Consider the following 17,092-nt stretch of genomic DNA (forward strand, 5'->3'; position numbering starts at 1 on the left):
TTCAATGACGCTGTGTCATTTTTGTAGATGACAGTCCGCCTGGCGAAAGCCGGGCGGATTTTTTATGGGTTACTGACCGATCAGATCGAGGGGCAGGGGAGAAATCCCAACCACTTGCCATTAAGACAGTGTGAAGTCCGAAAACAAAAAAGCGCCACGCCGTCCCGGATGAGCGGGATGGGGTGACGCCGTATCTGGCAAGGCTGGACGCAACCCATGCGCCCAAGCCTAAACTCTTAGTGGCGGTATTGCTGAATGCGCGTGGTGCGCAGGCCGGCGAGGCCATGATCTGCAATCGACGACTGCCAGGACAGGAATTCTTCCACTGTCAGCGTATAGCGCTCACAGGCTTCCTCCAGGCTGAGAAGACCCCCGCGCACGGCGGCGACGACTTCGGCCTTTCGGCGGATAACCCAGCGACGGGTGTCGGCTGGTGGCAGATCGGCAATCGTCAAGGGGCTGCCATCGGGACCGATGACATATTTAACTCGCGGGCGTATCATTTCGGTCATTGGACACTCTACACAAACTCAAGACCATATGCTGGGCACTTTAGGGGCGTACCTTTAAAAAATACCTAAGCGTGCAGAGATAATTTATTAACAATTTGAATGATTTCGCTGCGTTTGTTCGTGCTTCGCGGCACATAAGCGCAAAATGAGCGCTTTACCGCTCACGGAATTGTCAAAAATTTTTTCGTCAGAAACGGAATCTGGGAGAGGTTGCAAGGGTCGCGCGGATGGGCGGCTGCGGCTTCTACGGGTTACGTTGCAGGCCAGCACCCAGCTCTTCGCATGGCATTGGATTGCATCTTTGGAGCGCCGGGTCGCTCGGTCAGGAGAGATTCCTGCGGCAATAGGGAAGCCGTTATCGCGGGGGAGCGCCCCAGGCGATGAAGTCGGGGTTGGCCAGCATGTCGTCATTGCTCTGGTCGATTTCGTAGCGCAGCGGCAGGCCCGCCATATCGAGCGTGATGCCACCGGCAGCCCTGAGAACCGCGTCGCCTGCGGCGGTGTCCCACATCATGGTGCGGCTGAAGCGCGGGTAGACGTCGGCCGCTCCTTCCGCCAGCATGCAGAATTTCAGCGACGAGCCAATAGAGATACTGTCGATCAGGCCGTTTTCGGCAACGAAGGCTTCGGTCTTGGGCGTGCAATGGGAGCGACTGATCACGGCAACCGGCATGGGCGGTTTGGCACGGCAGCGAATGGAGTGGTTCGACACCCGCTCGAATTCACCTGAGATGAAGAGCTTGCGCGCCGTTTCCTTTTCGCCGGTCCATGCCACGCCAAGGGCTGGCGCATAGACGACGCCGAGCACAGGCGTGCCGTCGCGGATCAGCGCAATGTTGACGGTAAAATCCTGCTTGTCGGAAATGAATTCCTTGGTTCCGTCCAGGGGATCGACGAGGAAAAAGTCGCTTTTGATCTCTGGTATATGGCCGCTGGCGGCGGCTTCTTCGGCGACGACGGGGATGTCGGGATAGTGGCGCGCAAGAGAGGAGAGGATGATGTCTTCGGCGCGTTGATCTGCCTCTGTCACGGGAGAACAGTCATTCTTGTAGGTGACCTGCGGACCTGCGGCATGAACCGCCATGATTTCCCTACCAGCGCTCAAAGCCGCGGCGATCAGACTTTCCAGCATTTCCATTCCTTCAGAACCCGCAAGCCCACAGCCCTTCTGCTGCAAGGCTTTCTGTCATCACGAGAAGCGATCCGGTGAAGGTTGGTTACGCCTGAAGAGAGCGATGGTCAAATATATCTATTTATGAACAAAGTGGTTGTCTTCGGCGCTTAAAATTTCGGGCATTGTTGCCGCTTTCATCATCTTTTTGATGCCGATTGCAGCAATCGGTGGGTCAACATTAAATTTTGTGCATATTTCCACCTTTTTAGCTTCACATTTTTAACGAACGCGATATGGGTTTGGGTCAAGAGGGACCAAAACAGCAATGAGAGCCCTCAGGAAGCAACATAAACGAGGTGCGTTCCAACTTGAGGACGTGCCCGGGGGAAAAATATGGAGTATTTTATCCAGCAGCTCATCAACGGGCTGACTCTTGGATCGATCTACGGCCTCATCGCTATTGGCTACACGATGGTCTACGGTATCATCGGCATGATCAACTTCGCGCACGGCGATATTTTCATGCTTGGCGGCTTTGCCGCGCTGATCGTCTTTCTCATTCTCACATCCTTCATCGCAGGCATTCCGGTCGCCATTCTTCTGTTGGTGATGATGGTCGTTGCCATGCTGGTGACGGGCCTGTGGAACTGGGCAATCGAGCGCGTCGCCTATCGTCCGCTGCGCGGCTCGTTCCGCCTTGCGCCGCTGATCACGGCAATCGGCATGTCGATCGTGCTGTCGAACTTCATTCAGGTGACGCAGGGTCCGCGCAACAAGCCGATCCCGCCCATGGTCACCGAGACGTATCATTTCGGCGCAATCACCATTTCGCTGAAGCAGCTTCTCATCGTGGCCATCACCTCGGTGCTGCTGTTTGCCTTCTGGTACATCGTCAACAAGACGCCGCTTGGCCGTGCGCAGCGCGCCACCGAGCAGGATCGCAAGATGGCGGCGCTGCTTGGCGTCGATGTCGACCGGACGATTTCGGTGACCTTCGTCATGGGTGCAGCGCTCGCCGCCGTCGCCGGTACGATGTATCTGATGTATTACGGCGTGGCCTCGTTCAATGACGGCTTCATCCCAGGCGTCAAGGCTTTCACGGCTGCGGTTCTGGGCGGTATCGGCTCGCTTCCGGGTGCTGTTCTCGGCGGTCTTCTGATCGGGCTTATCGAGTCGCTCTGGTCGGCCTATTTCTCCATCGCCTACAAGGACGTGGCCGCCTTCGGTATCCTGGCTTTCGTGCTGATATTCAAACCGACTGGCATTCTGGGCCGTCCGGAAGTCGAGAAGGTTTAAGCACATGGCAAACATTCCTTCTGACAACACCGCCGAGCAGGACGTCATGGCAAGAGCGGTGAAGGAAGCCATTATTGCTGGCTTCGTTTCGCTCGGCATGTTCCTGCTTTATGTGGGCATCGTCACCTATCAGGATATCAACAACCAGCTGGTCTGGGGCACGCGCTGGGGTCTCCTGGCGATCTTTGTCGCCATTGCCGCCATCGGTCGCTTCGTCGTGGTCGGTGTCATCGAGCCGCATCTCGACCGCCGCAAGCTTGCCAAATCCAAGGCTGGCATTCTGGAAATTTCTGAGGAAAAGAACTTTTTCCACAAGCATTTCCTGAAAATCGCGCTGGTGTTCCTGCTGCTCTATCCGATGGTTGCCGTCTATTTCCGAGGCGCTCAGGGCTCGCTGATCTTCGTCGACAATTTTGGTATCCAGATCCTCATCTATGTGATGCTCGCCTGGGGTCTGAACATCGTCGTCGGTCTGGCGGGTCTGCTCGATCTCGGTTATGTCGCCTTCTATGCCGTCGGCGCCTATTCCTACGCGCTGTTGTCCAGCTATTTCGGCCTGTCCTTCTGGGTGCTTCTGCCGCTTGCCGGGATTCTAGCCGCCTTCTGGGGAATCATTCTCGGCTTCCCGGTGCTGCGTCTGCGCGGCGACTATCTCGCCATCGTGACACTTGCCTTTGGTGAGATCATCCGGCTTGTGCTGTTGAACTGGACGGATGTGACCCGAGGCACATTCGGTATTTCCGGAATTGCCAAGGCTTCGGTCTTTGGTATCTGGTCTTTCGATGTTGGTGCGCCGAACAACTTCGCCAAGGCTTTCGGCCTGCCGATGTCGTCGGGTTACTACAAGATCTTCCTCTTCTACGTGATCCTGCTTCTGTGCATGCTGACGGCCTATGTCACCATCAAGCTGCGCCGCATGCCGATCGGTCGTGCCTGGGAAGCGCTGCGTGAAGATGAGATCGCCTGCCGTTCGCTCGGCATCGATACGGTCAAGACCAAGCTCACCGCCTTTGCAACAGGTGCGATGTTTGGTGGCTTTGCGGGGTCCTTCTTTGCCGCACGTCAGGGCTTCGTCTCTCCGGAAAGCTTTGTCTTCCTTGAATCGGCCGTCATCCTCGCCATCGTCGTTCTCGGTGGCATGGGCTCGCTGACCGGTATTGCGATTGCTGCCGTCGTCATGGTTGGCGGTACGGAACTGCTGCGTGAGATGGAATTCCTCAAGCACGTCTTCGGTCCGGACTTCACGCCAGAGCTTTACCGCATGCTGCTCTTCGGCCTTGCCATGGTTATCGTCATGCTGTTCAAGCCCCGCGGCTTCGTCGGCTCGCGTGAACCCACGGCCTTCCTGAAGAAACGCAAGTCTGTCTCCGGCAGCTTCACCAAGGAAGGTCACGGCTGATGGCTTCCGGAAACACTGCGATGAACAAGAATACCATCCTGAAGGTCGAACATCTGTCGATGCGCTTTGGCGGGTTGATGGCGATCAACGACCTTTCCTTCGATGTGAAGCGCGGCGATATCACCGCGCTGATCGGTCCGAACGGGGCCGGCAAGACCACCGTGTTCAACTGCATCACCGGCTTCTACAAGCCGACGATGGGCATGATCACCATGGTGCGTAGCAATGGCGAGGAGCATCTGCTCGAGCGTCTGCCGGACTTCGAAGTGACCAAGAAGGCCAAGGTTGCCCGTACCTTCCAGAATATCCGCCTGTTTTCAGGCCTCACGGTTCTGGAAAACCTGCTGGTTGCGCAACACAACAGGCTGATGAAGGCCTCCGGCTACACCATCCTCGGCCTGCTCGGGCTTCCGGCCTATACGCATGCGGCCGAAGCATCGGTCGAAAAGGCCAAATACTGGCTGGAGAAGGCCGATCTCATTGATCGTGCCGACGATCCGGCGGGCGATCTGTCCTACGGCGCGCAGCGCCGTCTGGAAATTGCGCGCGCCATGTGCACCGAGCCTGAGCTTCTGTGCCTAGACGAACCGGCCGCCGGTCTCAACCCGAAGGAGTCGCTTGCGCTCAACGCCCTCCTGCGCGGCATTCGCGACGAGGGAACCTCGCTGCTTCTGATCGAACATGACATGTCGGTCGTCATGGAAATCTCCGACCACGTCGTGGTCCTCGAATATGGGCAGAAGATTTCTGACGGTACGCCCGATCATGTGAAGAACGATCCCAAGGTCATTGCCGCCTATCTTGGTGTCGAGGACGATGAAGTGGAAGAAGTGATTGCAGAAGAACTTGACGGGAGAGCAGTCTGATGTCTGACACTCTCCTGAAAATTCAAGGCGTTGAAACCTATTACGGCAATATTCGCGCTCTTGCTGGCGTGGATGTGGAAGTGAAAAAGGGTGAGATCGTCTCCTTGATCGGCGCCAACGGTGCCGGCAAGTCGACCCTGATGATGACGATCTGCGGCGCGCCGCAGGCACGCAGTGGCGAAGTCATTTTCGACGGCGAGGATATCACCCGCCTGCCGACGCATATGATTGCCCGCAAGCGCATCGCCCAGTCGCCTGAAGGCCGCCGAATTTTCCCGCGCATGTCGGTGCTGGAAAATCTGCAGATGGGCGCCAATCTCGACAACCTCAAATACTTCAAGGAAGATGTCGAGAAGGTCTTCACCATGTTCCCGCGCTTGAAGGAGCGCCAGAGCCAGCGTGGCGGCACGCTTTCGGGCGGCGAGCAGCAGATGCTCTCCATCGGTCGCGCGCTGATGTCGCGTCCGAAGCTTCTGCTCCTCGACGAGCCGTCTCTCGGCCTGGCTCCTTTGATCGTCAAAGGCATTTTCGAGGCGATCAAGAAGCTCAACCAGGAAGAGGGGCTGACTGTCTTCCTCGTGGAGCAGAACGCTTTCGCGGCCCTGAAGCTTTCCGACCGCGCCTATGTGATGGTCAATGGCAAGGTGACGATGAGCGGTTCTGGCAAGGAGCTTCTCGCCAATCCGGAAGTGCGTGCAGCCTATCTCGAAGGCGGACGCCACTGACGATGAGAGGGTGCGGGGGTCGTCGATCCCCGTCCTTTGACAAGGCGCAAAAGTTTTTATGATTTTGTGCCGCTGCCCATGAAAAAATGCTTGCTTTCGAAGGCGTTGGGCGCAAATCTGCTGAGAGCCTGTCAGACTGCATAGCCGGTTTGGCGGATCAAAAACAAACAATAAAGCTTGCCGGAAAACGGTCAAGCGAAACAGAAAACAGGATCGTTTGCTTCTCGTGGCGGCGGTGCTGATTGGGGAAAAGATGCAGGGCCTTTTTTTCGAAACCGATAGTGGCGTTCGCTATATCTTGCGTGGCCTCGTCGTTCTTCTCGGCTTCTGGACTGCCTGGCGTACAGGCAAGTCCGTTGCCGATGGCTGGGGTCAATATCCGCAGGTGGTGATTTACGCTCTGCTTCTGGGCTGCGTCATGCGCTTTTTGCATTACGCGCTCTTTGCCGGTCCGTTGTTGAACGGCTTCTACTACCTGATCGATGTCGCGGTTCTCCTGGCCTTCGCAACGGCCGGCTTCCGCATCCGTCGGACCAGCCAGATGGTCGATAACTACTACTGGCTCTACGACCGGACATCGGCATTTTCCTATAAGAAGAAACATTGACAGACGGGTTTTTCTGAAATCAGAATTCCCTCCTGAGAGGAACAGCCTGGACAGTTAATTTGGGTGCTGGACAGGTCGAGAAAACCAACCCAATCAAAGGAACTGGGAGTAATATAATGAAGAAGTCTCTTCTTTCCGCAGTTGCGCTGACCGCAATGGTCGCGTTCAGCGGTTCGGCATGGGCCGATGTCCTGATCGGCGTCGGTGGTCCGTTGACTGGCCCTAACGCTGCTTTCGGCGCTCAGCTCCAGAAGGGTGCAGAGCAGGCCGCAGCGGACATCAATGCTGCTGGCGGTATCAACGGCGAGAAGATCAAGATCGTTCTCGGCGACGACGTGTCCGACCCCAAACAGGGCATCTCGGTTGCCAACAAGTTCGCAGCCGATGGCGTGAAGTTCGTCGTCGGCCACTTCAACTCCGGCGTTTCCATTCCGGCATCTGAGGTTTATGCTGAAAACGGCATTCTCGAGGTCACGCCTGCTGCGACCAACCCGGTCTTCACCGAGCGCGGCCTGTGGAACACCTTCCGTACCTGCGGCCGTGACGACCAGCAGGGCGGCATCGCGGGCAAGTACCTCGCGGACCACTTCAAGGATGCCAAGGTCGCCATCATTCATGACAAGACCCCTTATGGTCAGGGCCTTGCCGATGAGACCAAGAAGGCTGCCAACGCCGCTGGCGTGAAGGAAGTCATCTATGAAGGCGTCAATGTCGGCGACAAGGACTTCTCCGCCCTCATCGCCAAGATGAAGGAAGCTGGCGTTTCCGTTGTTTACTGGGGCGGCCTCCACACCGAAGCCGGCCTGATCATCCGTCAGGCAAAGGACCAGGGCCTCAAGGCCACGCTCGTTTCCGGTGACGGTATCGTTTCGAACGAACTGGCTTCGATTGCTGGCGACGCCGTTGAAGGCACGCTGAACACCTTCGGTCCTGATCCGACCCTGCGTCCGGACAACAAGGACCTGGTTGCGAAGTTCAAGGCTGCAGGCTTCAATCCTGAAGCTTACACGCTCTACTCCTACGCCGCCGTTCAGGTGATTGCCGAAGGTGCAAAGGCTGCCGGTTCTCTCGACGCTGAAGCCGTTGCTGCAGCGCTGAAAAAGGGCACCTTCAAGACCGTTCTCGGCGATATCTCCTTCGACGAAAAGGGCGACCCGAAGCTTCCTGGCTACGTCATGTACGAGTGGAAGAAGGGCCCGGACGGCAAGTACAGCTACTTCCAGCAGGGCATGTAATCTGCTTTCTGGATTTGAGATTGATGGAGCCCGGCAGCGATGCCGGGCTTTTTCCGTTCTTTGGCTCCCGGTAGTATCGGCATCCGGCGGCAAGCTCAGTCTTCTATCAAGCATCCTGCTGTCGTTCCCGGCGAAGAGAGGACTGAGTGAGACTCCCCTTCGAGCATGTTCGATCACAATAAATTAGATAAATGTGATGACGGGCGGAACCGGCTGCGACGCGCCACGTTTCCCGCAGCCTCAATTCAGGAGTTCATGAATGAAAAAGCTTGTTGTTTCCGCAGTGCTCGCCGCCGCGTCGTTCTTCTCGGTCACCGCACCATCCTTCGCTGAAACCGTCACCGTAACGACGTCGCAGCGCGTCATGCGGGAGCCGGTCCGTGAAGAATACCGCCCGCGCCACTACCGCCATGCCCCGCGCGATTGCTTCGTCAAGAAGGAACGCATCCGCCGCCACGGTGAGATCATCGTCCGCAAGACGCGCGTTTGCCGCTAATCTCAGCGCTTGGTCTCCCTTCCGATGGTGTCGGAGGGGAGGACAGGTGCGATGCTGTTCTTTGTTGGGTGGCTGTATGTGGCGGACGGAGTTCCGCCTTTTTTGCATTGTGGGGGATCTGAGTGGTGGCTACCCCCCGTGTCCTGCAGCACATCTCCCCCTCAAGGGGGGGATCGGTAAGGGGCGCCGACGCGGTTTAGCCTCGACGTTTGCGATTTTTGCTTCGTATCGGTTTAAGCGGGCCTGTCTTTTTCATTTGTCTTGAAGCAGGTTCAGCACAAATTCCACGCGGTCATCAACGCCTATCCTCGGCAGGATGACGACGTCATATCCCAGATCATCGTAATCGCGGCAGAGCCGCTGATACTCATCTACGGCGTCCTCGAAGCCGTGGCGGCGCTCGTTGTCCGTTGCGTAGATTTCGGGCCACGGGGGCGTGAGGAAGACCCGATTGTCATAACGAAATTCTCTACGCAGCCCTTCATACCAGCGGTCGTGTCCCAGATGGCGAAGCGCGGAGGCGGCGTCGATCAGGCTGCGGTCAAAGATCGAGATGCCTGATGCGTTGCGGGCGGCTGCGTAGTCCTGTTCCGCCATCGCAAGTGCTTGCTCAAGGAAGGCTTTGAGATCGAGCCAGGGGAGGGCCGTGCCTCCCGTTTTCAGCTGTTGTGCGACGACGCGTCGGCCCGGTTCTTCGACCGTGGCGAACCCGTGTTTTGAAAGGTTTGAGAGGAGCGTGGATTTGCCGCCGCCGGAGCAGCCGGAGAGGATGACGAGTTTGGCCATGGGTTTATCCTTACAGCATCAGCCCGAAAATCGACCTCGATTTTCGGAAATCAGGATGCATCAATTCAAAAAAGTAGAGCGTACTTTGCGCGCCCTATAGGACGCACGGCGCCTTAATGGATGAGATGGTGCAGCCCCGTCGTGATCAAGCGACAATGGCGCAATGGAGCGTGACACTGTGGAGCGCGCGAGGGCTCGCAGATCGGGTGTTACTTATCGGGCAGGCGGCGGAGACAGACGGCTCCTGGGATCTCAGCTATCGTGCAGCACATTTGCCGCTTTCACTGCGGCAGAGGCGCGGTTTTCGACGCCGAGTTTGACGTAGATCTGTTCCAGATGCTTGTTCACCGTGCGGGCCGAGAGGCCGAGAATCTCGCCGATGTCGCGGTTGGATTTGCCCTTGGCGATCCAGACCAGCACTTCCGATTCCCGCGTCGTCAGCGAGAAGCGGTCACGCAGTAAAGCGTCGCCGGATTTGTCGTTGGTGGTGGTAAGGCGGAAGAGATATTCGTCGGCGCCGACGGCACCCAGAAACGTAAATTGCAGCGAAGGCCGGTCCGACTGTGTGATCACCAGCGGCGTGTCACGGGAGGCCTGCTTCTCCATCCATTCGCCAATGGTGCGCGACACGATATCGAGGCCATCATTGCTGCCGGTTGCGGCGTTGATGAGGCGCGTTGCCTGTGGCGTGGACCAGAGGATCGTGCCATCGGCGCGCACCGCCAGAAGGTGACGGCCAGCGGCATCCAGCGCGACGCGCGCGCTTTGGGCGGAGCGCGCATTGGAGAGGTGAACCCGAAGCCTGGCGCGCAGCTCGTCGATATTGATCGGCTTGCTCAGATAATCCACGCCGCCGCATTCCAGCGCGCGCACCACATGTTCGGTTTCGGTCAGCCCGGTCATGAAGATCACTGGCACCTGCGCCACGGCGGCGTTTGCCTTCAGCCGCAGGCAGGTTTCGAAGCCATCCAGGCCCGGCATGACGGCATCAAGCAGCACGAGATCGGGCGTCACGCGCTCGACGATGTTGAGGGCTGCCTGTCCCGAGGTTGCGATCAGCACAGAGAAGCCGGACTGTTCCAGCGCCTCGGTCAAAAAGCCGAGCGCTTCCGGGCTGTCATCGACCAGAAGAACGATATCGCGGGGCTGCAACGATCGGTTCATCCGTGTCCGTCCTTTCTGTCGAAAGCCTGGAGATAATCGGCATAGCCGGCGAGGTCAAAAGCGCGCACGAAGCGGCGGGCTTCTTCGGTAAAGGCGAGGTTCTCAGGTTCAGCCGCAAGGCTATCAAGCTTTGCTTCGATGCCACGAATATAGCCTATTTCGCCAAGTGCAATCAGATCCTGTAAATGAGCCGGTGCCGGTGCCTGTATTGCGCCGGGCTTTGCTTGACTTTGGGCTAATGAGACCGGGGGCAGGTCGGTATCATAAACCCATTGCAGGCCGAGATGAACGGCCAGCCGGTCGCAGAGCTTGCGGATATCCACGGGCTTTGCCAGCGTGTCATTATGGCCATCCTTACCAGCGCCGATGATCGCCGTATCGCCGATATTGGCCGAGAGCATGAGGATGGGCGCCGTTTGGCCTGCGTCGCGCAGCCTGTCCACCAATTGCCAGCCGCTCATGCCAGGCATGGAGATGTCGATCAGGAAGGCGTCCGGCTGCATCGCCTCGATCAGCGCCAGGCAGTCTGGCCCGCTTTGCGCCGTCAGCACGACGAAATCGAGCGGCGACAGCACCTCCATCATCAGGTCGCGGTGATCCTCATTGTCATCGACGACGACGATGGTGCGGCGTGGGCCGGCATAGGAAACGATCTTCTTTTCCGGTGCAAGTGCGGTGCTGGGCCGATCGACGGAGGAGAGCATCAGCCGTACCCGGAAGGTCGAGCCGACATCCTTCTCGCTTTCGACGGAAATCTCGCCGCCGAGCGTATTGGTCAGCAGTTGAGTGATGGTGAGGCCGAGGCCGAGCCCCGGCATGGGCTTGATGATTTCGGCTTCGCCACGCTGGAAAGGCTCGTAGATACGGGCAAGATCCTTTTGCGCAATACCGCGCCCGGTGTCGGTGACGGTGAAGGTGGCGACCTGGCTTCGATAGGTGACGTCGAAGCTGACAGTGCCTTCGTCGGTGAACTTGATGGCGTTGGAGAGCAGGTTGACGAGGATCTGGCGCAGGCGTTTCTCGTCGCTGCGCACATATTGCGGCAGACCTCGTGCCCGTTCATGACGGAAGGTTAGCCCCTTGGCCTGCGCCTGCGGGCGGAACATGTCGATGATCTGGTCGAGGAAATCCTGAATGTTGATTTCGTTGGATTGCACCTGCAGGCGTCCCGCCTCGATCTTGGAGATATCCAAGAGACCGTCGATCAGGCCGGAGAGGTGATCGGCGGAGCGGCGGATGACCTTGATGGCGGACTGGCGAGGCGCGGGGATGGTCTCGTCGCGCTCAAGGATCTGGGCGTAGCCAAGCACGGCGTTGAGCGGCGTGCGCAATTCGTGGCTGAGCCCCACCACATAGCGGCTCTTGGCGCGGTTGGCGGCTTCGGCGGTTTCCTTGGCGTTTTGCAAGGCGGCGTCGGTCTTCTGGTGGGCGGCGATTTCCTTCAAAAGCAGCGTGTTCTGACGCGAAGATTCCTCCTCCGCCACGACGCGGCTGTCATGGGCGAGCACCAGGAACCAGCAGACGATGCCGGCAATGACGGCAAAGACGAAGAAGACGATCAGGATGGTGCGGTTGACGACATCCGCCGTCGCCGGCGTGCCCGTGCCGACCTGATGAGCGATCAACCCCAGAATGCCGCCAATGGCGGCAACGGCGAGTATCGAGAAGATGGCATAGCGGCCTAGCCGGGTCGATAGCTTGGCAACGAGCTGTTCCGGCAGGAAGGTCTTTGCCACCTGGGCCGTCTGATAATTCAACCGTGCCTTCGGCTTGCACATATCGTGGCAGCGGCTGTCCAGCGAGCAGCAGAGCGAACAGATCGGACCGGCATAGGCGGGGCACCAGGCCATGTCTTCCGGCTCGAAAGGATGCTCGCAGATGGAGCAGGTGATGCTGGAAAGCTCCTTCCACTTCTGGCGCGGCTTGCGCGCTAGATAGAATTTTCCCTTCGTGCCCCAGGCGATCAGCGGTGAGGCGATGAAGGCGACGATGAGGGTGATATAGGGCGCCAGCGATGCGGCAAGTGTGCCGAACAGACCGAAATGGGCGCTGAGTGCGATCGTTGCGGAGAGCGCCATGGCACCGACGCCGACGGGATTGATATCGTAAAGATGGGCGCGCTTGAACTCGATGCCGGGTGGGGCAAGGCCGAGCGGCTTGTTGATGAAGAGATCGGCGGAGATGGTGCAAAGCCACGCCATGGCGACGATGGAGAAGATGCCCAGCGTTTCTTCCAGCAGCCGATAGATACCAAGCTCCATCAGAAGGAGTGCAATCGCAACGTTGAAGACCAGCCAGACGACGCGGCCCGGGTGGCTGTGGGTGAGCCGCGAGAAGAAGTTCGACCAGGCGAGCGAGCCCGCATAGGCATTCATCACGTTGATCTTCAACTGCGACACGACGACGAAGGCCACCATCAGGATCAGCGCGGCATTGTGGTTCGGGATCATGTAGCCGAAGGCGGTCAGATACATTTGCGACGGGTCGGCGGCACGATCCACCGGCACGCCGGAGGATAGCGTCAGCACCACCAGGAAGGAGCCCGCCAGAAGCTTGGGAACGCCCACCAGAACCCAACCGGCACCGGCGAGGAAAACGCCGAACTTGTGGCGCCACTTGCTCTGACCTTCGGCCGGCAGGAAGCGCAGAAAGTCCACCTGTTCGCCGATCTGCGACATCAGCGCCAGGATGACGGCGGAGGCCGCACCGAATTCGATGAGGTTGAAGGAGGCGATTTCACCGGGGGAGGCAGAGGCATGGTGAATGCCAGAAAAGGCGAGCCAGAGATCGAACTTCTGCCAATCCATCAGGGCGATGAAGATGAAGGGCAGGACGTTGAGAACGATCCAGAAGGGCTGCGTCAGGATCTGGAACTTGCTGATGAGCCGCACGCCATGGGTGACGAGCGGAATGACCATGACCGCCGAGATGATATAGCCGATCCACAGCGGAATGCCGAGCGCCAGTTCCAGCGCGCCGGACATGATCGACGCCTCGATGGCAAAGAGCATGAAGGTGAAGGCGGCGTAGATCAGCGATGTGATGGTGGAGCCGATATAGCCGAAGCTTGCACCGCGCGTCAGAAGGTCGATATCGACGCCGTGGCGGATGGCGTAGCGGCTGATCGGCAAGCCGACGAGCAGCATGGCGATCGCGGCAGCAATGATGGCGAAAAAGGCGTTGGTCGTGCCGTAGGAGAGGGTGATGGCGCCGCCGATGGCTTCCAGCGCCAGAAAGGAGATCGCGCCGATGGCGGTGTGAGAAATGCGGCTTGAGGAGAATTGTCGGGCGCTCTTGGCGGTAAATCGCAGCGCGTAATCTTCCAGCGTCTGGTTCGCGACCCAGCGGTTATATTCGCGTCTGACGGGGATGATGCGTTGCCGTGCGGCCATGCCAGTGTTTCACAGCCTCCACTAAAGCTTGGTGTCCGTATCTCTCTCCGGCGTCATGGTCGGGCTTGACCCGACCATCCACCAGCGGATGGAAACCTGGATCCTCGGCTCAAGCCCGAGGATGACGAGCGCGCCGCGGTCGTTGAGTCCACGTTGCCCGCTACCGGCGGACAGAAAAATGGCGTCGCCCGGATCGAGCGACGCCATTCATTTTACCTTAGGCAGCAGCCGACTTTGCGGTCGGGACTTCTGCGATCGTCTTCAGCACGACGGAAGCGATCTGGTAAGGGCAGCCCTGGGAGTTCGGACGACGGTCTTCGAGGTAACCACGATAGCCGTTGTTGACGAAGGAGTGCGGAACGCGGATCGATGCGCCACGGTCTGCAACGCCGTAGGAGAACTTGTTCCACGGAGCGGTTTCGTGCTTGCCGGTCAGGCGCAGGTGGTTGTCCGGACCGTAAACGTCGATGTGCTCTTTCCAGTTCTTTTCGAAGGCAGCCATGAGGGCTTCGAAATACTCCTTGCCGCCAACTTCACGCATGAACTTGGTGGAGAAGTTGCAGTGCATGCCAGAGCCGTTCCAGTCGGTGTCGCCGAGCGGCTTGCAATGGAATTCGACGTCGATGCCGTACTTTTCGCAAAGGCGAAGAAGCAGGTAGCGAGCGATCCAGATCTGGTCGGCGGCACTCTTGGAGCCCTTGCCGAAAACCTGGAATTCCCACTGACCCTTGGCCACTTCGGCGTTGATGCCTTCGTGGTTGATGCCAGCTTCGAGGCAGAGGTCGAGATGCTCTTCGACGATTTCGCGAGCGATCGAACCGACGTTCTTGTAGCCGACGCCGGTGTAATATGGGCCCTGCGGAGCTGGGTAGCCCTGCTCTGGGAAGCCGAGCGGACGACCGTCTTCGTAGAAGAAGTATTCCTGCTCGAAGCCGAACCAGGCGCCTTCATCGTCAAGGATGGTTGCGCGGCTGTTGGACGGATGCGGCGTTACGCCATCCGGCATCATGACTTCGCACATGACCAGCGCGCCGTTGGTGCGGGCAGGGTCAGGGTAGATTGCGACTGGTTTCAGAACGCAGTCAGAGCTGTGGCCTTCGGCCTGCATGGTGGAGGAGCCGTCAAAGCCCCAAAGCGGAAGCTGCTCGAGTGTCGGGAATTCGTCGAATTCCTTGATCTGCGTCTTGCCGCGCAGGTTTGCTACCGGCTTGTAACCATCCAGCCAGATGTACTCGAGTTTGAACTTAGTCATTACGAACCTCTCATGGGTTAAGATGCGAAGCCTTGATTGTTTTCGTCCGGTTACCGGTGGAAAACGCTCTCGCTTTCAAGGGCTGCCGATAGATATGCATGCCGCGTGCCAATTCGCGTGTGTCTCGAATCGGCGCCTCATTTTTTTCTGCCAACCTTGCTGCCGAACCGGTTGGTACGGCAAAATTCCGTCCTGACATGCGATGAGGGTTTTTCTCAAATTTTTAGAATTATGAAGGCTTTATGAAGCGAAATCGGCCGATTTTCTGCTGAAACTGTAAGCGAAGGGGTCGTTCTGAATGTTTTTTGACCTGAAAGTGCGAAATTTGAGTGATTAGCTGCATAAAGACTATTCGATTAACCGACGCGCAATCGATGTGATTAAAAATTAGGCTTTGTGATATTTTTTTAAGCGAATGGGGTGAATTTCGGCTTTCAATCAGCTATAGTCCGGAACGAAGCATGGTGCTGAGGTGTTTGACTGGAAGAAAAGAGGCCGTCATGAGAACCGAACCCAATTTTGAAAGTGCCAAGATCTATCAGTTCCCCGTCGGAGGCCGTGCAGGCTACCGAGGCTTTCGCAAGGATGCGTCGGTTCAGTCCATCCAGGCAGAGGCTCCGCGCGTGGACTTCGACAGCTGGTACCATCAGGACGCCATTGCCGAGGACGAGAAGCCCCATAACTGAGGTATCTCGCATCCTCGCTTACTCCGTCGGCTGACCTTGCGTCGGCCCTCACACTTCCATGTGCTGATTTCGCCACCCCACCTACGTCAAACGACGTATACGGTTTCGCGGCACCGAGCCCGATAGTCCCCTCCAGCAGCGGTTCAACATGCCGCTGAGGCCTTCACGGCCCAACACGAAGAGGGGTTCTTCCGATGACTTTCAGCAAGATGCTCACTGGCGCGCTGCTCGGCGCCATCATGTCCACCACTGCATTCCACGGCGCATTTGCCGCTGACGACACGATCAAGATCGGTGTGCTGCACTCGCTCTCCGGCACGATGGCGATTTCGGAAACGACGCTGAAGGACGCCATGCTGATGCTCATCGATGAGCAGAACAAGAAGGGCGGCGTTCTTGGCAAGAAGCTGGAAGCCGTCGTCGTTGATCCGGCCTCCGATTGGCCGCTCTTTGCCGAAAAGGCGCGTCAGCTGATCAGCCAGGACAAGGTTGCCGCCGTCTTCGGTTGCTGGACCTCGTCTTCGCGCAAATCCGTTCTGCCGGTTTTCGAAGAGTTGAACTCTATCCTCTTCTACCCCGTGCAGTATGAGGGAGAAGAGTCCTCGCGCAACATCTTCTACACTGGTGCTGCGCCGAACCAGCAGGCGATCCCCGCCGTCGATTACCTTGCCAACACTGAAGGCGTCGAGCGCTGGGTTCTGGCCGGTACGGACTATGTCTACCCGCAGACCACCAACAAGATCCTGAAGGCCTACCTGATGTCGAAGGGCGTCAAGGAAGAGGACATCATGATCAACTACACGCCATTCGGTCACTCCGACTGGCAGACGATCGTCTCCGACATCAAGAAGTTCGGCTCTGCCGGCAAGAAGACTGCGGTTGTCTCCACCATCAATGGTGACGCGAACGTTCCCTTCTACAAGGAACTGGCGAACCAGGGCGTGAAGGCTGAAGACATTCCGGTCGTTGCCTTCTCCGTCGGTGAAGAAGAGCTTGCCGGTCTCGATACCACGCCTCTCGTCGGCCATCTTGCCGCCTGGAACTACTTCCAGTCCGTCGATACGCCGGTCAATGCCGAGTTCATCAAGGAATGGCACGCCTTCACCAAGAACGACAAGCGCGTGACCAACGACCCCATGGAAGCCGCCTATATCGGCTTCAACGCCTGGGTGAAGGCCGTCGAGGCTGCCGGCACCACGGACACCGACAAGGTTCTGGACAGCATCATCGGCGTTTCGGTGCCGAACCTGTCCGGCGGTTACGCCACCGTCATGCCGAACCACCACATCACCAAGCCGGTGCTGATTGGCGAAATCCAGTCGGACGGCCAGTTCCAGATCGTCCAGCAGACCGCGCAGGTCGTGGGCGACGAGTGGTCCGATTACCTGCCGGACTCCAAGGACCTGATCTCCGACTGGCGCAAGCCAATGTCCTGCGGCAACTTCAACGTTGCGTCGGGCAAGTGCGGCGGCAAGGGCATGTGATTGGGTGATCCCTCTCGAGGCGCTGATGCGCCTCGACTGGACTCCGGCTCAACTCCGGGGTGAGGGAGACCGGGCAAT

General features: G+C 58.2%; 16 protein-coding genes. 9 read left to right on the forward strand and 7 right to left on the reverse strand.

Features of this window, described 5'->3' with window-relative positions:
- Positions 1-236: 236 nt before the first annotated feature.
- Complete coding sequence (sciP, locus tag PVA19_RS07620) at positions 237-512, reverse strand: CtrA inhibitor SciP (RefSeq protein ID WP_062426213.1); 276 nt, start codon at positions 510-512, stop codon at positions 237-239.
- A 355-nt stretch (positions 513-867) separates the two neighbouring features.
- Positions 868-1,644 carry a 3'(2'),5'-bisphosphate nucleotidase CysQ gene (gene cysQ, locus PVA19_RS07625; RefSeq protein ID WP_113225569.1) on the reverse strand — a complete coding sequence of 259 codons (777 nt, stop codon included), beginning with the start codon at positions 1,642-1,644 and terminating at the stop codon, positions 868-870.
- Positions 1,645-2,019: 375 nt separating this feature from the next.
- Between cysQ and PVA19_RS07630 the strand changes: the two genes are divergently transcribed.
- The 7 genes from PVA19_RS07630 (at position 2,020) to PVA19_RS07660 (ending at position 8,250) form a co-directional block, all read left to right on the forward strand.
- Positions 2,020-2,922, forward strand: coding sequence for a branched-chain amino acid ABC transporter permease (locus tag PVA19_RS07630; RefSeq protein WP_062426214.1), 903 nt, complete (start codon positions 2,020-2,022; stop codon positions 2,920-2,922).
- A 4-nt stretch (positions 2,923-2,926) separates the two neighbouring features.
- The gene (gene livM / locus PVA19_RS07635) at positions 2,927-4,321 is read left to right on the forward strand and encodes a high-affinity branched-chain amino acid ABC transporter permease LivM (protein ID WP_062439931.1); all 1,395 of its coding nucleotides are present in this window, start codon (positions 2,927-2,929) and stop codon (positions 4,319-4,321) included.
- Positions 4,321-5,187, forward strand: coding sequence for an ABC transporter ATP-binding protein (locus PVA19_RS07640; RefSeq protein WP_062439932.1), 867 nt, complete (start codon positions 4,321-4,323; stop codon positions 5,185-5,187). The genes livM and PVA19_RS07640 overlap by 1 nt, the downstream gene beginning before the upstream one ends.
- Complete coding sequence (locus PVA19_RS07645) at positions 5,187-5,912, forward strand: ABC transporter ATP-binding protein (protein ID WP_274101886.1); 726 nt, start codon at positions 5,187-5,189, stop codon at positions 5,910-5,912. Before PVA19_RS07640 ends, PVA19_RS07645 begins: the two co-directional genes overlap by 1 nt.
- A gap of 253 nt (positions 5,913-6,165) precedes the next feature.
- Entirely contained in the window at positions 6,166-6,519 is a 354-nt protein-coding gene (locus PVA19_RS07650) for a DUF6867 family protein (RefSeq protein ID WP_062426612.1), read from the forward strand.
- Between the two features lie 116 nt (positions 6,520-6,635).
- A complete protein-coding gene (locus tag PVA19_RS07655; protein WP_062426218.1) occupies positions 6,636-7,754 on the forward strand; it encodes a branched-chain amino acid ABC transporter substrate-binding protein in 1,119 nt (372 codons plus the stop codon).
- Positions 7,755-8,013: 259 nt separating this feature from the next.
- Complete coding sequence (locus PVA19_RS07660) at positions 8,014-8,250, forward strand: hypothetical protein (protein WP_062426219.1); 237 nt, start codon at positions 8,014-8,016, stop codon at positions 8,248-8,250.
- A gap of 252 nt (positions 8,251-8,502) precedes the next feature.
- On the opposite strand, the gene PVA19_RS07665 is transcribed toward PVA19_RS07660, so the two are convergent.
- The 5 genes from PVA19_RS07665 to PVA19_RS07685 all read right to left on the reverse strand — a co-directional run bounded on the left by PVA19_RS07665 (position 8,503) and on the right by PVA19_RS07685 (position 14,844).
- Positions 8,503-9,036: an AAA family ATPase gene (locus PVA19_RS07665; RefSeq protein ID WP_062426220.1), complete on the reverse strand. Its 534-nt coding sequence runs from the start codon at positions 9,034-9,036 to the stop codon at positions 8,503-8,505.
- A gap of 252 nt (positions 9,037-9,288) precedes the next feature.
- The gene (locus PVA19_RS07670; protein ID WP_062426221.1) at positions 9,289-10,200 is read right to left on the reverse strand and encodes a response regulator transcription factor; all 912 of its coding nucleotides are present in this window, start codon (positions 10,198-10,200) and stop codon (positions 9,289-9,291) included.
- Positions 10,197-13,592 (reverse strand): hybrid sensor histidine kinase/response regulator, encoded by a 3,396-nt coding sequence (locus PVA19_RS07675; protein WP_274101887.1) that lies wholly within the window; start codon positions 13,590-13,592, stop codon positions 10,197-10,199. The genes PVA19_RS07670 and PVA19_RS07675 overlap by 4 nt, the downstream gene beginning before the upstream one ends.
- A gap of 21 nt (positions 13,593-13,613) precedes the next feature.
- Positions 13,614-13,799 carry a hypothetical protein gene (locus PVA19_RS07680; RefSeq protein ID WP_062426223.1) on the reverse strand — a complete coding sequence of 62 codons (186 nt, stop codon included), beginning with the start codon at positions 13,797-13,799 and terminating at the stop codon, positions 13,614-13,616.
- Positions 13,800-13,809: 10 nt separating this feature from the next.
- Complete coding sequence (locus PVA19_RS07685; protein WP_062426224.1) at positions 13,810-14,844, reverse strand: glutamine synthetase beta-grasp domain-containing protein; 1,035 nt, start codon at positions 14,842-14,844, stop codon at positions 13,810-13,812.
- A 500-nt stretch (positions 14,845-15,344) separates the two neighbouring features.
- Between PVA19_RS07685 and PVA19_RS07690 the strand changes: the two genes are divergently transcribed.
- Together PVA19_RS07690 and urtA are read left to right on the forward strand one after the other, a co-directional pair.
- Positions 15,345-15,530, forward strand: coding sequence for a DUF2735 domain-containing protein (locus PVA19_RS07690; protein ID WP_062426225.1), 186 nt, complete (start codon positions 15,345-15,347; stop codon positions 15,528-15,530).
- Between the two features lie 194 nt (positions 15,531-15,724).
- Positions 15,725-17,014: an urea ABC transporter substrate-binding protein gene (gene urtA / locus PVA19_RS07695; protein ID WP_062426226.1), complete on the forward strand. Its 1,290-nt coding sequence runs from the start codon at positions 15,725-15,727 to the stop codon at positions 17,012-17,014.
- Positions 17,015-17,092 lie beyond the last annotated feature (78 nt).

This window comes from Agrobacterium sp. CNPSo 3708 (assembly GCF_028674915.1).
Lineage (GTDB): Bacteria > Pseudomonadota > Alphaproteobacteria > Rhizobiales > Rhizobiaceae > Agrobacterium > Agrobacterium cavarae.

Excerpts from the sequence above, each read along its gene's own strand:
- sciP (WP_062426213.1), bottom strand. The coding sequence starts at position 512 with ATGACCGAAATGATACGCCCGCGAGTTAAATATGTCATCGGTCCCGAT.
- cysQ (WP_113225569.1), bottom strand. The coding sequence starts at position 1,644 with ATGCTGGAAAGTCTGATCGCCGCGGCTTTGAGCGCTGGTAGGGAAATC.
- PVA19_RS07630 (WP_062426214.1), top strand. The coding sequence starts at position 2,020 with ATGGAGTATTTTATCCAGCAGCTCATCAACGGGCTGACTCTTGGATCG.
- livM (WP_062439931.1), top strand. The coding sequence starts at position 2,927 with ATGGCAAACATTCCTTCTGACAACACCGCCGAGCAGGACGTCATGGCA.
- PVA19_RS07640 (WP_062439932.1), top strand. The coding sequence starts at position 4,321 with ATGGCTTCCGGAAACACTGCGATGAACAAGAATACCATCCTGAAGGTC.
- PVA19_RS07645 (WP_274101886.1), top strand. The coding sequence starts at position 5,187 with ATGTCTGACACTCTCCTGAAAATTCAAGGCGTTGAAACCTATTACGGC.
- PVA19_RS07650 (WP_062426612.1), top strand. The coding sequence starts at position 6,166 with ATGCAGGGCCTTTTTTTCGAAACCGATAGTGGCGTTCGCTATATCTTG.
- PVA19_RS07655 (WP_062426218.1), top strand. The coding sequence starts at position 6,636 with ATGAAGAAGTCTCTTCTTTCCGCAGTTGCGCTGACCGCAATGGTCGCG.
- PVA19_RS07660 (WP_062426219.1), top strand. The coding sequence starts at position 8,014 with ATGAAAAAGCTTGTTGTTTCCGCAGTGCTCGCCGCCGCGTCGTTCTTC.
- PVA19_RS07665 (WP_062426220.1), bottom strand. The coding sequence starts at position 9,036 with ATGGCCAAACTCGTCATCCTCTCCGGCTGCTCCGGCGGCGGCAAATCC.
- PVA19_RS07670 (WP_062426221.1), bottom strand. The coding sequence starts at position 10,200 with ATGAACCGATCGTTGCAGCCCCGCGATATCGTTCTTCTGGTCGATGAC.
- PVA19_RS07675 (WP_274101887.1), bottom strand. The coding sequence starts at position 13,592 with ATGGCCGCACGGCAACGCATCATCCCCGTCAGACGCGAATATAACCGC.
- PVA19_RS07680 (WP_062426223.1), bottom strand. The coding sequence starts at position 13,799 with ATGGCGTCGCTCGATCCGGGCGACGCCATTTTTCTGTCCGCCGGTAGC.
- PVA19_RS07685 (WP_062426224.1), bottom strand. The coding sequence starts at position 14,844 with ATGACTAAGTTCAAACTCGAGTACATCTGGCTGGATGGTTACAAGCCG.
- PVA19_RS07690 (WP_062426225.1), top strand. The coding sequence starts at position 15,345 with ATGAGAACCGAACCCAATTTTGAAAGTGCCAAGATCTATCAGTTCCCC.
- urtA (WP_062426226.1), top strand. The coding sequence starts at position 15,725 with ATGACTTTCAGCAAGATGCTCACTGGCGCGCTGCTCGGCGCCATCATG.